Below are 14,230 nucleotides of genomic sequence, written 5' to 3'. Positions count from 1 at the left end.
TCAGGACCAGGCCCCCCGCTCGTTCAGCACCGTTCGCAGCGTCTCGATGTGATCGGTCATGATGCCATCCACTCCGAGGTCCAGGAGCGCCGCCATCCGTTCGGGTTCGTTCACCGTCCAGACATGGACCTGGAGCCCGCGCGCATGCGCGGTGCGGACGAAGTTCCGGTCGACGACCCGGATGCCGTTCTGGCGCTCGGGGACCTGCGCGCACACGGCGCCCGCGCGCAGCGCCGCCGGGATGCCGAACGCGCGAAGCCGCAGGCCGAGGACCCCGCGCACGCCGTACGACGTGGCCAGCCGCGGACCCGCCAGGCGGTGCGCCCTGGCCACCCGCGCCTCCGAGAACGAGCCGACGCACACCCGGTCCCAGGCGCCGGTCCGGCGGATCAGGGCGAGGAGCGGCGCGAGCGCGGACTCCGCCTTCAGATCGACGTTCCAGCGGGCCTCGGGAAACTCCTCCAGCAGTTCCTCGAAGAGCGGCAGCGGTTCGCTGCCCGCCACCCTGGCCCTGCTCACCTCGCTCCACGGCAGCTGCGATATCCGGCCCCGCGCGTCCGTCACCCGGTCCAGCGTGGCGTCGTGGAATGCGACGAGCCGCCCGTCGGCCGTGGTGTGCACATCGGTCTCGAAGTAGCGGTATCCCGCGGCGCTCGCCCTGCGAAAGGCGGCCGCGGTGTTCTCCACCCCGTCCGCCGTCCCGCCGCGGTGGGCGAACGGGATCGTCGTGGGGTGGTCCAGATAGGGGTGGCGTGCTGAGTTCACTGCGGCAGTATGGACTGCTCCGGTGTCGTGGCGGCAACGTCCCCGGGGCCCTCGGCCGGCGCGGGGACGGCGAACACCCGCAGGAAGATCTGGGCGAGGGGGCCGATCGTCAGCGCGTAGAGGACCGTGCCGACGCCGAGCGAGCCGCCGAGCAGGAAGCCGGTCACCACGACGGCCACCTCTATCGCCGTGCGGACCAGCCGGATGGAATGACCGGTGACCCGGTTCAGTCCGGTCATCAGCCCGTCGCGCGGGCCGGGGCCGAACCGGGCCGCGATGTACAGCCCCGTCGCCACCCCGTTGAGCACGATGCCCGCGAGCATCAGCGGGATCCTCGCCGCGAGCCCGTGCGCCTCGGGCAGCAGGGCGAGGGTGCCGTCCATGGCCAGGCCGACCACGAAGACGTTCGACACGGTGCCGAGCCCGGGGCGCTGCCGGAGCGGGATCCAGAGCAGCAGGACGACCGCGCCGACGATGATCGAGACGACGCCGATGGATATGCCGGTCAGTTCGGCGAGGCCCTGGTGCAGTACGCCCCACGGCTCCAGGCCCAGCCCGGCACGTACCAGGAGGGCCGCACTCGCGCCGTACAACGCCAGACCGACGTACAGCTGGACCAGCCGCCGCGTGAGGTGGGTTCCGCTCGGGGTGGTGGTCCTGAACAAGTGGTGCCCCCTGATGTGGTGGTTGTGGACTGCTTCATGGTTACTCTGGGGCGGGGGATTGGCCACCAACCATGGCCAATCCGAGGAAGGTGGACTGATTTCGATGGTGCAATGGACTTCGACGGTGGGGGCCGCGCAGCTCGCCCGGCAGCTCCAGGCCCAGCAGCCCCGGCCGGCCGGACCGGGCAGCCGCAGGCCGCCCGCCTACCGGGCGCTCGCCGACGGGGTGCGGCTGCTCGTCCTCGAAGGCCGGGTCCCGGTCGCCGCCCGGCTGCCCGCCGAACGCGAACTGGCCCTGGCCCTGGCCCTCAGCCGGACCACGGTGGCCGCCGCCTACGAGGCCCTGCGGGCCGAGGGATTCCTGGAGTCCCGCCGCGGCGCCGGCAGCTGGACCGCGGTCCCGGCGGGCAATCCGCTGCCGGCCCGCGGACTCGAACCGCTGCCCCCGGAGTCGCTGGGCTCGATGATCGATCTGGGCTGCGCCTCGCTGCCCGCCCCCGAGCCATGGCTGACCCGCGCCGTCCAGGGCGCGCTGGAGGAGCTGCCTCCGTACGCGCACACCCATGGTGACTACCCGGCGGGTCTGCCCGCGCTGCGGCAGATGATCGCCGACCGCTACATCGAGTGCGGCATTCCGACGATGCCGGAACAGATCATGGTCACCACCGGCGCCATGGGCGCGATAGACGCCATCTGCCACCTCTTCGCCGGACGCGGCGAGCGCATCGCGGTGGAGTCGCCCAGTTACGCCAACATCCTCCAGCTGATGCGCGAGGCCGGCGCCCGACTGGTGCCGGTGGCGATGGAGGAGGGGCTGCGCGGCTGGGACATGAACCGCTGGCGGCAGGTGCTGCGCGATTCGGCCCCCCGGCTCGCCTATGTCGTCGCCGACTTCCACAACCCCACCGGCGCGCTGGCCGACGAACAGCAGCGCAGGGCCCTGGTCGACGCGGCCCGCTCCGCCGGTACGGTCCTGGTCGTCGACGAGACCATGAACGAACTGCGCCTGGACGCCGACACCGGGATGCCGCGCCGCGTCTGCGCCTTCGATCCGGCGGGCAGCACCGTCGTGACCGTGGGCTCGGCGAGCAAGGCGTTCTGGGCCGGGATGCGGATCGGCTGGGTGCGGGCCGCCCCGGATGTGATCCGCAGCCTGGTGGCCGCCCGCGCGTACGCCGACATGGGCACACCGGTACTGGAACAGCTCGCCATCAACTGGCTGATGCGGACCGGCGGCTGGGAGCAGGCGGTGGAGGTCCGGCGCGGCCAGGCCCGGGAGAACCGCGACGACCTGATCGCCGCGCTGCGCCGGGAACTGCCCGACTGGGAGTTCGAGACGCCGCGCGGCGGGCTGACCCTCTGGGTACGTACGGGCGGCCTCTCCGGGTCCCGGCTGGCGGTGGCGGGCGAGCGGGTCGGCGTCCGGGTGCCGTCCGGTCCCCGGTTCGGCGTGGACGGGGCGTTCGAGGGCTATGTGCGGCTGCCGTTCACGGTGGGCGGCCCGGTGGCGGACGAGGCGGCCGTGCGGCTCGCCGCCGCCGCCGAACTGGTGAGGTCGGGTGCGGGCGCCGGGGTGGAGACCCCGCGGAGCTTCGTGGCCTGAGCGCCCCGGCCCCGTCCCGTACGGCATCGCACGGACGGCGGACCCGGAGACCCGCTGTCCGCCCGGCGCCTTACGGGACGGGGGCGTCATCCCTCTGCGACCGCGTGCCGTGGCTTGCCCGCCGGCTCCGGCGCCCCGGCGCCCCTCGGTACGGCATCCCTCGACACCGCCTCGACGGGCACCGTGCCGAGGGGCCCGGTCCCGACCGGAACCGCTTCCACCGGAATCGCTTCCACCGGAATCGCTTCCACCGGAATCGCTTCCACCGGAATCGCTTCCACCAGAACCGCTTCCACCGGGACCGGTTCTTCCGCCGGAGCCGGTTCTGCCGGGATCGCTTCGACCGGCACGGACACGGGCAGGGGTTCGGCGGCGTCCGCGTCCGGCGGCGTCTCGTGGCCGGGCAGCAGATCCAGCACCGCCCGGCGGTGCGTCTCGCTGGTGGCGTCGTCGTGCGGGTCCGGTGTGGCCGGCACCTGGAGCCGCAGCACCGGACCGGTGCCGAGCCGGGCGTACCCCCGGCCCGCCGGGACCTCGGCGGCCGGGGTGGTGTGCGGCCGGACGCCCAGCACGGACTCGGCCTGTTCGTGCGAGGCCGGGCCGAGGACGACCCGGGCCCGGGTGTGGGTCCGTACGGTCTCCGTGAGGCTGTCCAGGCAGTCGAACTGGTCGGTCATGACCACGATGACCCCCGCCGCCCGGCCGTGCCGCAGCGGCACCTGGAGCAGTTCCTGCGGATCGGGCCGCCCGTCGGCCGCCGCGAGGGGCCCGAGGGCGCTGGGCCGGTCCAGCAGGATCCAGAGCGGGCGCCTGATGTCGTCGGGGGCGGGATGCCCGGCCTGCCGCGCGCGGTTGGCGGTGATCAGGCGCCGTTCCGTCTCGTGCGCGGCCCATTCGAGGGCCGCCAGCGCTCCGGAGAGCCCGCACTCCACGGCGAGGACTCCGGCCCGCCCGGTCAGACAGCCGTACTCACCCGTTCCGCTGCCTTCGACGACGAGGACGTCGCCGTGCTGGAGGGCCTGGAGGGCGATGGAGCGCAGCAGGGTCGTGGTGCCGCTGCCGGGCTGCCCGACGGCCAGCAGATGCGGTTCCGTGGAGCGGGCGCCGGTCCGCCAGACGACGGGGGAGGCGTCACGGGTCTCCTCGCCGTCCCGTACCGGCACGGTGCGCCGGACCGCGTCCGCGTCGGTGAAGCCGAGGACCGTCTCGCCGGGGGAGGTGACGAAGCGCTGGGCCGCGATGGAGGTGGGCAGTGGGCCGAGCACGGTCATCACGAGCTGGTTGGTCTCCTCGTCCCAGGCGAAGCGGTACTCGCGGCCACGGCCCGACTTGGCGTGCAGCAACTGCTCGATCCGGGCCCGTGAGGACTCCTCGCCGTCGGTGAAGTACGCCGGGTACGAGACCTGGAGGCGGGTGAGGCGCCCGTCGCCGTCGAAGGTGTAGCCGCTGAAGACCTTTTCCCAGTCACCGCCGTGGGAGAACAGCGGACCGGGGTCGTCGGCCACGGAGAAGTAGGGCACGAGCGCGTCGTAGAGCGACTGCAGCCGCCCGGTCTCCGCCTCGTCGGGCCCGGTTCTCACCGGGGTGCGTTCCCGGCCCATCCACGCGGCAGCGCCCATCACCGTGATCACGGCCAGTCCGGGCCCGTACGGGATGAGCGCCACCACGAGTACACAGGCCGCACCGAGGAACAGCATGGGGCCGCGCCGTTCCTTGGGGGTCGCCACCCACCTCCGCCGGCCCGCCACGGCCAGCAGCCGCAGACCACGGGTGACCGTGATCAGTGGTTGGAGCACGTCGGTGGCGCTGTCGGCGGCCGTGCGCGCGAACTCTCGACTGCGAGCGATCGAAGCGCTGCCGCTGGTCAGAATGCGGGGGAGTGGTCGCCGGGCCACAGCTGTCTCCTGAAGGGGGTGGAAGCGGTCGCGGAGCGTCAGAACTTGATCCCGCCCAGCAGGCCGGCGAGGCTCGCCCCGCCCGCTGTGATGCTCGGAGCGATGGCGGTGCCGGCCAGATAGAAGCCGAACAGGGCACAGATGAGGGCGTGCGACGCCTTGAGTCCGTCCTTCTTGAAGAACAGGAAGACGATGATGCCGAGCAGTACGACGCCCGAGATGGAAAGGATCATGAGTGTTCTCCTGGTTGGGGGGACAGTCACCATGAGTCCTTCCAGGCTCACAGGAAGTATCTATACGATAAAGAGGACAATCAGGTGAAAAGCCGTGATTTTCACCTGATTGGCAGACGGAAGTTGGTTGCCCGGAGGGGCATTTCGGCTCCCGAGCCGGGCAGGAGTCACTCGCGGTGATGTGTTGCCGCATCCGGGCCGGGTCATGTCGGACCCGGAGCAGTACCCTGTCGATTCACTCGTACGGCCCTGTGCCGTGCACCCCACCTGGTCAGCGGCAGCATGAACGGTTATGGAAGGCGGTCCGTCCGATGAGCGAAACCCCCGATCCCGAGGTGGTCGAGCTGGCGGCCAAGGTCTTCGACCTGGCCCGCCGCGGTGAGACCGACGCGCTCGTCGCGTACGTCGACGCGGGCGTGCCCGCCAACCTCACCAACGACCGGGGGGACTCGCTGCTGATGCTCGCCGCCTATCACGGGCACGCGGCGGCGGTCACCGCCCTCGCCGCCCGCGGCGCCGACCCCGGCAGGGCCAACGACCGGGGGCAGACACCGCTCGCCGGAGCCGTCTTCAAGGGCGAGCGGACCGTGATCGAGGCGCTGCTCGCCGCCGGCGCCGATCCGGCCGCCGGAACGCCGTCCGCGCTGGACACGGCGCGCATGTTCGGCAAGGCCGACCTGCTGGAACTCTTCGGTGCCCGCTGAGGCGCCCGCGGGCCAGCCGTGCGGCATGCCCGCCGGTATGTCCCGTGACCGGTCCGTCGTAAATGTGGTCGCGGTGGCGAAATGGCTGGGTCATCATGACGTCGCGGGTCCGCTCCGGACCACCGACGAGAGGCAGAGGAAGATGGTCTACACCAGGCAGAAGACGGCGGTCGGCCGATCATGTTGCTGCGCGGCATAGTGCCTTCGGGCACGTGGAACGGCACAGTCCCGGTTGCGTCGACAGCTTGATGTGAGGCATTTTCCATGTTCGATCCGTTCATAGCGCCGAGCGGCACCCTGCTCGGCCTGTTGCAGAGGGGCCGCGGCGACGGCACGCTCCACGCACTCGCCGCACCGCGCCCCGAGGCCCTCGCGGCCCTCAACCACTGCGTCCTGAGCGATCCGCGGCACGACTGGCAGGTCGAGAACCGCTCCCTCTACTACGCCCGCCTGTACCTCGATCTCGACGGCGGCATCGAGGAGATCGAGCGGCACCTGCGCGATCCCGAGGACCACCTCGACACCGAGGACTCCCGTACGGGCCTGGCGCTCGCGGTCCTGGGGCACCTCGCCTCCTACGGACGCGAGGACGCCCTGGCGCTGCTGCGGCGGTACGCGGCCACCGGGGCCAACTGGGCCTGGGCGCTGGACGAGCTCGCCCTGCGCGACGACGACGCGGGACTGCGCTCACTGGCCGTGCCCGTCCTCGGCCGCTTCCCGGCCACCGAGGAAGGCGCCGCCGACCTGGCCGTCGCCGTACGTGACGCCTTCGAACCGCGCCCCTGGCGGCTGTGGGCCGACGATCCGCGCGACGAGGTCGGCGCCCGGGTCAGAGCGGCCACCGAACAGGGCTCGTTCGACCGGTGGCAGCGCCAGATGCGCCCCGGCGGCCCGCGCCCCGGCTGGAGCGTCCAGGCCGTCTTCGACTGGGCCCAGCAGGCACTGGAACGCGGCAGCGAACTGCACGTCCCGGCCGCCCGCTGCCTCGCCGCGGTCGCCGGCCCCGACGACCGGCCGATGATCGTCGAGGCGGCCCGCAGCGGCCCCGAGGGCGCCCGCTGCGCCGCGCTGCACTATCTCGTCGAGGCCCAGGACCCGGCCGTGCTCGACCTCATCGAGGCCGCCGCCCTCAGCCCCGCGCGCTCCGTCGCCGAAGCGGCCGTCGCCGCGTTCGAGCGGATGCCCGGTGAAGCCGCCGTGGACCGGGCGCGGAGCTGGGCCCACCGGCCCGACGCGCTCGGCGCCTCGGCCGCCGGGATCCTCGCCTGCCGGGGAACGGCCCAGGACGCCCCGCTCGTCCTCGGCGCCCTGCGCGAAGCCGTACGCGGCGACGGCGCCGACGCCCGGCGGCTGTGGACCCTCGTCGACGGCACCGGCCGCCTGGGCATCGCCTGCGCCGCACCCGTGCTGCGCCATGTCTACCGCGAGACGTCCTCCTCGCACCTGCGCGGCCGGGCCGCGCGGGCGCTGGCCGCCACCGACCCCTCCTTCGCCACCGGATTCGCGGTGGAGTGCCTGTGGGACTGCGAGGAGACCACCCGGGAGCTCGCCGCGCTCCACGCCGAGACCGGGGACATCCGGGTCGCCGAGCGCCTGCGCCGACTGGCCGCGGACCCGGCCGAGGAGGCCGAGGTGCAGACCGCGGTACGCAGCAGGATCGGGCCCGACGCACCGGCTGTCTGACCCGCGCGAACGCCCGGACGCGCGCGCCGGGCGGTGACCGCCCGGGCGGGATTCCGGTCACCCGACGGGGGAACCCGGGCACCGGAAGCGTCGGGAGGGGACTGCGCCACGCCCTGCGAAGTCCTTGCCCGCCCGCCCCCGCGCCCCGGGCCAGAATGGCGGAATGACCGGACGCTGGGAGTTCTGGATCGACAGGGGCGGCACCTTCACCGATGTGGTGGGCCGTCACCCCGACGGCCGTCTGATCACCCGCAAGCTCCTCTCGCACGACCCCGGCCGCTACCGCGACGCGGCTGTCGCCGGGATCCGGCTGCTGCTCGGTCTGGGCCCCGCCGACCCGGTGCCCGCCGACCGGATCGCGGCCGTGAAGATGGGCACCACCGTGGCGACCAACGCCCTGCTGGAGCGCCGCGGCGAACCCACCGTCCTCCTCATCACCCAGGGCTTCCGGGACGCGCTGAGAATCGCGTACCAGAACCGCCCCCGCCTCTTCGACCGGCATATCGTGCTCCCCGAGTCCGTCCACGACCGGGTGATCGAGGTCCCGGAGCGGATCGACGCCGGGGGACGGACCGTCAGGCCCCTGGACCTCGCCCCGGTGGCGGAAGGGCTGAGAGCCGCGTACGCCGACGGACTGCGCAGCGCCGCCGTCGTCCTCATGCACGGCTACCGCCACCCCGCCCACGAACGGGCCGTCGCCGACGCCGCCCGCGAGGCGGGATTCACCCAGGTCAGCAGCTCCCACGAGGTCAGCCCCCTGATCCGCCTCGTACCGCGCGGCGACACCACGGTCGTGGACGCCTACCTCTCGCCGGTCCTGCGCCGGTACGTCGACGGGATCGCGGCCGAACTCCCCGGAATCCGGCTGATGTTCATGCAGTCCAACGGCGGCCTGCGCGAGGCCGCCCGCTTCCGCGGCAAGGACGCCGTGCTCTCCGGACCGGCCGGCGGAGTCGTCGGAATGGCCCGCACGTCGCAGCAGGCGGGATACGACCGGGTCATCGGCTTCGACATGGGCGGTACGTCCACCGATGTGTCGCACTACGCGGGCGAGTTCGAGCGGGAGCTCGGCACCCAGGTGGCCGGGGTCCGGATGAGCGCGCCCATGATGCGCATCCACACGGTCGCGGCGGGCGGCGGGTCCCTCCTGCACTTCGACGGCCGCCGCTACCGGGTCGGCCCCGACTCGGCGGGCGCCGTTCCCGGCCCGGCCTGCTACCGGCGCGGCGGACCGCTCACCGTCACGGACGCCAATGTGATGCTCGGCCGGGTCCAGCCGGCCCATTTTCCCGCAGTCTTCGGACCGGACGGGGACCTGCCCCTCGACGCGGACCTGGTGCGCGAGCGCTTCGACGCCCTGGCCGCCGAGGTGGCCGGGGCGACCGGGAACCGGCCCACCGCGGCCGAGACCGCCGCGGGATTCCTGGAGATCGCCGTACTGAACATGGCCAACGCCGTCAAGAAGATCTCCGTGCAACGCGGCCATGACATCACCCGCTACGCCCTGACCGCCTTCGGCGGAGCGGGCGGCCAGCACGCCTGCGCGGTCGCCGACGCGCTCGGCATCGACACCGTCCTCGTACCGCCGCTCGCCGGGGTGCTCTCCGCGTACGGGATCGGCCTCGCCGACGCCACCGCGATGCGCGAACAGTCCGTCGAGGCCGAGCTGGACGAGCCCGTCCGCGAGCGGGTGGACCGGCTCTGCGCCCGCCTGGCCGGCCGCACCCGTGCCGACCTCCGTGCCGACGGGATCCCCGACTCCGCCGTCAGCACCCGGGCCCGGGTGCTGCTGCGGTACGCGGGCACGGACGCGGCGCTGCCCGTCGCCCTGGACACCGTGGCCGCCATGACCGAGGAGTTCACCTCCGTCCACCGGGCCCGCTACGGCTTCACGACGGACAAGCCGCTCGTCGTCGGGGCGGTCTCGGTGGAGGCGACCGGAACGGCCGGGCCGCACACCCCGTACCGGCCCGGCGCCGCGGCGGGCGGGGGCGCACCGCGGCGCCGGGACACGGTACGGATGTACGCCGACGGCCGATGGCGGCGGGTCCCGCTCTTCCGGCGGGAGGACCTGCGCCCCGAGGACACCGTGACCGGCCCCGCCGTGGTCGCCGAGGACGATGCCACCACCGTCGTCGACCCCGGCTGGCAGGCCGCCGGCAGCCCGACCGGCCATCTGGTCCTGACCCGGGTACGCCCGCGCCCCGACCGGACCGCGGTCGGCACCAAGGTGGACCCGGTGATGCTGGAGGTGTTCAACAACCTCTTCATGTCGATCGCCGAGCAGATGGGCGTGCGCCTGGAGAACACGGCCCACTCCGTCAACATCAAGGAGCGGCTGGACTTCTCCTGCGCCCTCTTCGACGCCGAGGGCAACCTCATCGCCAACGCGCCGCACATTCCGGTGCACCTGGGCTCGATGGGGGAGTCCATCAAGGAGGTCCTGCGGCGCAACGCGGGAACGATGCGCCCCGGCGACGTGTACGCCATCAACGACCCGTACCACGGCGGCACCCACCTGCCCGATGTGACGGTCGTGACGCCGGTGTTCGACATCGACGGCGACGGGGACGACGGCGGGGACGAGGGCGAGGGCCGGGGCGGGGCCGGGGGCGCGAGGGCCACGCTGCGATTCCTGGTCGCCTCGCGCGGGCACCACGCAGAGATCGGCGGCATCACCCCCGGCTCCATGCCCGCTTTCAGCCGCACCGTCCAGGAGGAGGGCGTGCTGTTCGACAACTGGCTCCTGGTACGTGACGGCCGGCTGCGCGAGTCCGAGACCAGGGAGCTGCTCACCTCCGCCCCCTACCCCTCGCGCGCCCCGGAGACCAACCTCGCCGACCTGCGCGCCCAGATCGCCGCCAACGAGAAGGGCATCACCGAACTGCGCCGCATGGTGGACCGGTTCGGAGCGGACGTCGTCGAGGCGTACATGGGCCACGTCCAGGACAACGCCGAGGAATCCGTACGCCGGATCATCGCCGGGCTGGACGACGGCTCCTGCCGCTACGAGACCGACAACGGCGCCGTGATCGAAGTGGCGCTGAGAGTGGACCGGGCCGCCCGCGGCGCCGTACTCGACTTCACCGGCACCTCGCCCCAGCAGACGGGCAACTTCAACGCGCCCACGTCCGTCGTCATGGCCGCCGTCCTGTACGTCTTCCGGACCCTGGTCACCGAGGACATCCCGCTCAACAGCGGCTGCCTCAAACCCCTGGAGGTACGCGTCCCGGAGGGCTCGATGCTGTCCCCCGTCGCTCCGGCGGCGACCGTCGCGGGCAATGTGGAGACCTCCCAGGCCATCACCGGGGCCCTCTACGCGGCCCTGGGGGAACAGGCCGAGGGGTCCGGCACCATGAACAACGTCACCTTCGGCAACGACCGTGTCCAGTACTACGAAACGGTCGCGAGCGGCTCCGGAGCGGGGGAGGGCTTCGACGGCACCGACGCCGTACAGACCCATATGACCAACTCCCGGCTCACCGACCCCGAAGTCCTGGAGTGGCGCCTGCCCGTCCTGCTGGAGAGCTTCGCGGTGCGGGAGGGGAGCGGAGGGACGGGCCGGTGGCACGGCGGCCGGGGCGTGGAGCGCCGGATCCGCTTCCTCGAACCGGTCACACTGGACCTGCTCTCCGGGCACCGGCGCGTCCCTCCCTACGGCATGGCGGGCGGCGGACCGGGTGTGCTGGGAAGCCAGCACATCGAGCGCGCCGACGGAAGGACCGTCACGGAGCTGAAGGGCTGCGACACCATCGGGCTGGAAGCCGGGGACGTCCTGGTCCTGCGCACGCCGGGAGGCGGCGGATACGGGCCGCCCGCCGGGTGACGCGGCTCCCGTTCCCCGCCGTGGGCGCGGCGGTCCCGGTACGCTGCGCGGGCCGGTTCCCCGCCGTGCGCGCCGGTCGTCCGGTACGGTGCACCGGGCAGCTCCCGGCTCACGGAACACCCCGGCCGGGGCGGTCGCTTCTGCGCCGTTTCGACCGTTGTCAGTGCGAGGACCTAATCTGTCCCACGTGACTTCGCCTGCCTACACGGACAACGCTGCGCCCCAGCTCAGCGCGGGGCCGCGGCCCGCCCCGGGCCCCGCCGCCGACGAGGGGCTCTCACGGCGGCTGCGCGCGCTCGCCTGCACGGCGCCGCTGCACGATCTCGACGTCCGCAAGGCGAACCTGGCCGGTGAGTACACGGTCTACGCGATGGCGGAGGTCGCCCTCGCCGCCATCGACCTGGTCACGCTCAACATGGACTTCGACACGGGTGCCGACCACGACCAGATAGTGGCCAGACTCCTGCCCCGGGTGGGCGCGCAGGCCCCGCGGCGCCCCGTCGCCGAGCACGAGCGGGTCGCCCGCTGGGTCCTGGAGAACCTGATCAACGTCGGGAGCGTCGACCGCGGATTCCGCGCGGTGTACGGCACCTTCGGGCCGGACGGCGTCTACGTCCGCCGGGACTACGACTTCAAGCTGATCGAAGAGGTCCCGGGGTACGGCGGCACCGTCTACCTCCGCGCCACCGACGAGGCGGTCAACGTCCTCGTCGGCGCCCTGGACACCGACGTCACCAGCGCCCAGATCGCCGCCGAGGTGAAACTGGAGGTCCTGATCAGCCGCGGCCGTCTCGCCGATGCCCAGCTCGCCGCCGAGCAGGCCCGCTACCGCACCGTGCAGTACGCGCAGACGCTCCGCAGGACCCTGGAGGCGACCCGGCGCAATGTGCGCGCGGTCGACTGGCTCAACACGGTCCCGGACATGATCGACGAAGCCCTGGACCACGTGGCCGACCGCTACCGCCACGAGAACGCGATCCTCACCAACATCCGCAAGGCGCGTGACGAGGCCGAGGAGCCCGAGCACAAGCGGCGTGCCGCCGAGCTGGTCGACATCGTCAAGGACTGCATCCGCCGCCACACCCAGCTCCAGTCCCGGCTGCTGGAGGCGGGACCGCTGTTCCGCGCCGAACAGGACCGCCAGGCGTTCGCCGCCCCCACCGCCCGGATGGGCCTCGACCTGTACGGCCAGCTGGTCGCCCCGCTGCTCCCGCTCCCCGTCGAACAGTCGATCCGCGCCACCGACGCCTTCTTCGCGCACGGGACCGGACTGCGCACCCCCACGTCCGTGCGCGTGGGAGACCTGGTCGACATGCTCCTCACCCCGCCCCTGGAGCGGGAGCACCTGGGCGCGGAGATGCCCGAGCCCGATCTGATCGCCACGCCGGACGACAGCCGGTTCAGCGAGGACCAGCTCGCGAGTGCCATGACCCTGCTCGACCTGGAGCACGACGCACCGCGCCGGCTCTCCGGACTGCTCGCCGAGGCCCGGCTCAGCGATCCCGAACTGCCGTACCTGGTCGCCCTGCTCGCCGTCCACGCGGCCAGCCCGCCCGTCGGTACCGCCTACCGCCAGGGCGAGCGGCGCCTGCTGTTCGCGGTCGACGACGGTACGGAGCTGGACGACCCGGAGTTCGGCGGCGCCGACCTGATAGTGGGCACCGCTCTGCTGGACGCGGCCGGCATGGCCGCCGACCGCAAGGAGGCCTCATGACCGCCGCCCCCCGCCCCGCGCCACCCGGGCCCGGACACCGACCCGTAGGACCCGCGCCCCGCCGTGCCGTACGACTCGGGCCCCGCCCCGTACCGAAGACTTTCCGCAGCAAGGAGCCACGGCCGTGAGCGACCACCACGCCGAGCACACCGACGTGTGGGGCGAGCCGTCCGGCACGCATGCCACGCACAGCACCGACCCCGCGCCGGCGGCCGATACGGTCACCGGCGCGCCGGTGACCCCGGCCGACGCCGCCGACGCCGCACGGCTGGTCTCCTTCGGGCTCCAGCCCAAGCTGCTCCCCGCACGCGATGCCGAGTACGCCGAACTGCTCCGCCGCTACCGCGAGGAGCCCGCGTTCGCCCGGCTCGCCGACGCCGTCGCCACCGGGCTCGGACTCATCGTCCTGGAGGTGTCCACCCGGGCCGGCATGGCCGTGACGGCGGGCGAGGACTCGGTCTTCGCCGTACGCATGGGCGACTACGCCCGCCGCGCCTCCTCCGACGCCGCCGACCGCTTCCTGCACGGCCTCGCCCACCTCGCCGTCGCGGCCATGGCCTTCCCCCGCCCCGAGGACCTCGCCGACGACGCGTACATCGGCCGCATCACGGTCAACGGGGTCGACGCGTTCGTCCGTCAGGCCTGCCACCGGCTGGAGGAGCGCGCCGAGGAGCAGGGCGACAACAGCGACCCGGCCACCGACGCCCCGGGACTGGAGGCCGGGTGGCGGATCTACGCCCGCCGCAGCGCCACCGGAGCGACCAAGGACGCCCGGCGGCTGGCCGGTTCCACCACCGGCATCATCGGCAAGGCCGTCGCCTTCCTCACCGACTCCGGCTTCCTCCAGCGCACCGGGGACGACGCGGGCGGCGCCTACCGCACCACCGCCCGCTACCAGCTCCAGGTACGCGACATGGCGGGCAGCGCCGCCATGGCCGAGCTGCTGGACCTCGGGGTCGTCCCCGTCACCGACGGCACGGCCACGCTGCTGCCCCCGCCCGACCCCGACAGCCTGGAGCTGGCCGCCGACGCGGGCCTGCCCTTCCACGCCTGAGGCCGACCCGTAACCGCCGCCCCGCACCCGCCGCCCCGCCACCGCGCTCCGCAACCGCCGCTCCGCACCCGCTTTCCGAACGACGAGA

Annotated in this window: 10 protein-coding genes; 6 read left to right on the top strand and 4 right to left on the bottom strand. The window is 73.1% G+C overall.

What is annotated here, in order from left to right:
• Together ABT170_RS30775 and yczE are read right to left on the bottom strand one after the other, a co-directional pair.
• Positions 1 to 765, bottom strand: a complete 765-nt coding sequence (locus ABT170_RS30775) for a glycerophosphodiester phosphodiesterase family protein (RefSeq protein WP_329941022.1) — start codon at positions 763 to 765, stop codon at positions 1 to 3.
• Positions 762 to 1,430 (bottom strand): membrane protein YczE, encoded by a 669-nt coding sequence (yczE, locus tag ABT170_RS30770; RefSeq protein WP_329941023.1) that lies wholly within the window; start codon positions 1,428 to 1,430, stop codon positions 762 to 764. The genes ABT170_RS30775 and yczE overlap by 4 nt, the downstream gene beginning before the upstream one ends.
• A 103-nt stretch (positions 1,431 to 1,533) precedes the next feature.
• Here yczE and ABT170_RS30765 point away from each other — a divergent pair, with 103 nt between their 5' ends.
• A complete protein-coding gene (locus ABT170_RS30765) occupies positions 1,534 to 3,033 on the top strand; it encodes an SCO1417 family PLP biosynthesis transcription factor (RefSeq protein ID WP_329941024.1) in 1,500 nt (499 codons plus the stop codon).
• Between the two features lie 86 nt (positions 3,034 to 3,119).
• Here the strand turns inward: ABT170_RS30765 and ABT170_RS30760 are convergent, their stop codons facing one another.
• Both ABT170_RS30760 and ABT170_RS30755 read right to left on the bottom strand, forming a co-directional pair.
• Positions 3,120 to 4,928 (bottom strand): hypothetical protein, encoded by a 1,809-nt coding sequence (locus ABT170_RS30760; protein WP_351872793.1) that lies wholly within the window; start codon positions 4,926 to 4,928, stop codon positions 3,120 to 3,122.
• 38 nt (positions 4,929 to 4,966) lie between these two features.
• Positions 4,967 to 5,161, bottom strand: coding sequence for a hypothetical protein (locus ABT170_RS30755; protein WP_073722514.1), 195 nt, complete (start codon positions 5,159 to 5,161; stop codon positions 4,967 to 4,969).
• A 311-nt stretch (positions 5,162 to 5,472) separates the two neighbouring features.
• Here ABT170_RS30755 and ABT170_RS30750 point away from each other — a divergent pair, with 311 nt between their 5' ends.
• The 5 genes from ABT170_RS30750 to ABT170_RS30730 all read left to right on the top strand — a co-directional run bounded on the left by ABT170_RS30750 (position 5,473) and on the right by ABT170_RS30730 (position 14,142).
• The gene (locus ABT170_RS30750) at positions 5,473 to 5,865 is read left to right on the top strand and encodes an ankyrin repeat domain-containing protein (protein ID WP_329941026.1); all 393 of its coding nucleotides are present in this window, start codon (positions 5,473 to 5,475) and stop codon (positions 5,863 to 5,865) included.
• A gap of 264 nt (positions 5,866 to 6,129) precedes the next feature.
• Complete coding sequence (locus tag ABT170_RS30745) at positions 6,130 to 7,548, top strand: HEAT repeat domain-containing protein (protein ID WP_329941027.1); 1,419 nt, start codon at positions 6,130 to 6,132, stop codon at positions 7,546 to 7,548.
• 163 nt (positions 7,549 to 7,711) lie between these two features.
• Positions 7,712 to 11,374, top strand: a complete 3,663-nt coding sequence (locus tag ABT170_RS30740) for a hydantoinase B/oxoprolinase family protein (RefSeq protein ID WP_351872788.1) — start codon at positions 7,712 to 7,714, stop codon at positions 11,372 to 11,374.
• A gap of 187 nt (positions 11,375 to 11,561) precedes the next feature.
• Positions 11,562 to 13,088, top strand: a complete 1,527-nt coding sequence (locus ABT170_RS30735; protein ID WP_351872785.1) for a hypothetical protein — start codon at positions 11,562 to 11,564, stop codon at positions 13,086 to 13,088.
• Positions 13,089 to 13,212: 124 nt separating this feature from the next.
• Entirely contained in the window at positions 13,213 to 14,142 is a 930-nt protein-coding gene (locus ABT170_RS30730) for a hypothetical protein (RefSeq protein ID WP_329941030.1), read from the top strand.
• Positions 14,143 to 14,230 lie beyond the last annotated feature (88 nt).

Source organism: Streptomyces sp. NPDC001787, from assembly GCF_040297465.1.
In the GTDB taxonomy this organism is placed as follows: domain Bacteria; phylum Actinomycetota; class Actinomycetes; order Streptomycetales; family Streptomycetaceae; genus Streptomyces.
Note: the sequence above shows the minus strand (reverse complement) of the source record. Positions and strands in the feature narration are given on the sequence as shown.

Coding starts and splice junctions, on each gene's coding strand:
- ABT170_RS30765 (WP_329941024.1), top strand. CDS start 1,534: ATGGTGCAATGGACTTCGACGGTGGGGGCCGCGCAGCTCGCCCGGCAG.
- ABT170_RS30755 (WP_073722514.1), bottom strand. CDS start 5,161: ATGATCCTTTCCATCTCGGGCGTCGTACTGCTCGGCATCATCGTCTTC.
- ABT170_RS30750 (WP_329941026.1), top strand. CDS start 5,473: ATGAGCGAAACCCCCGATCCCGAGGTGGTCGAGCTGGCGGCCAAGGTC.
- ABT170_RS30745 (WP_329941027.1), top strand. CDS start 6,130: ATGTTCGATCCGTTCATAGCGCCGAGCGGCACCCTGCTCGGCCTGTTG.
- ABT170_RS30740 (WP_351872788.1), top strand. CDS start 7,712: ATGACCGGACGCTGGGAGTTCTGGATCGACAGGGGCGGCACCTTCACC.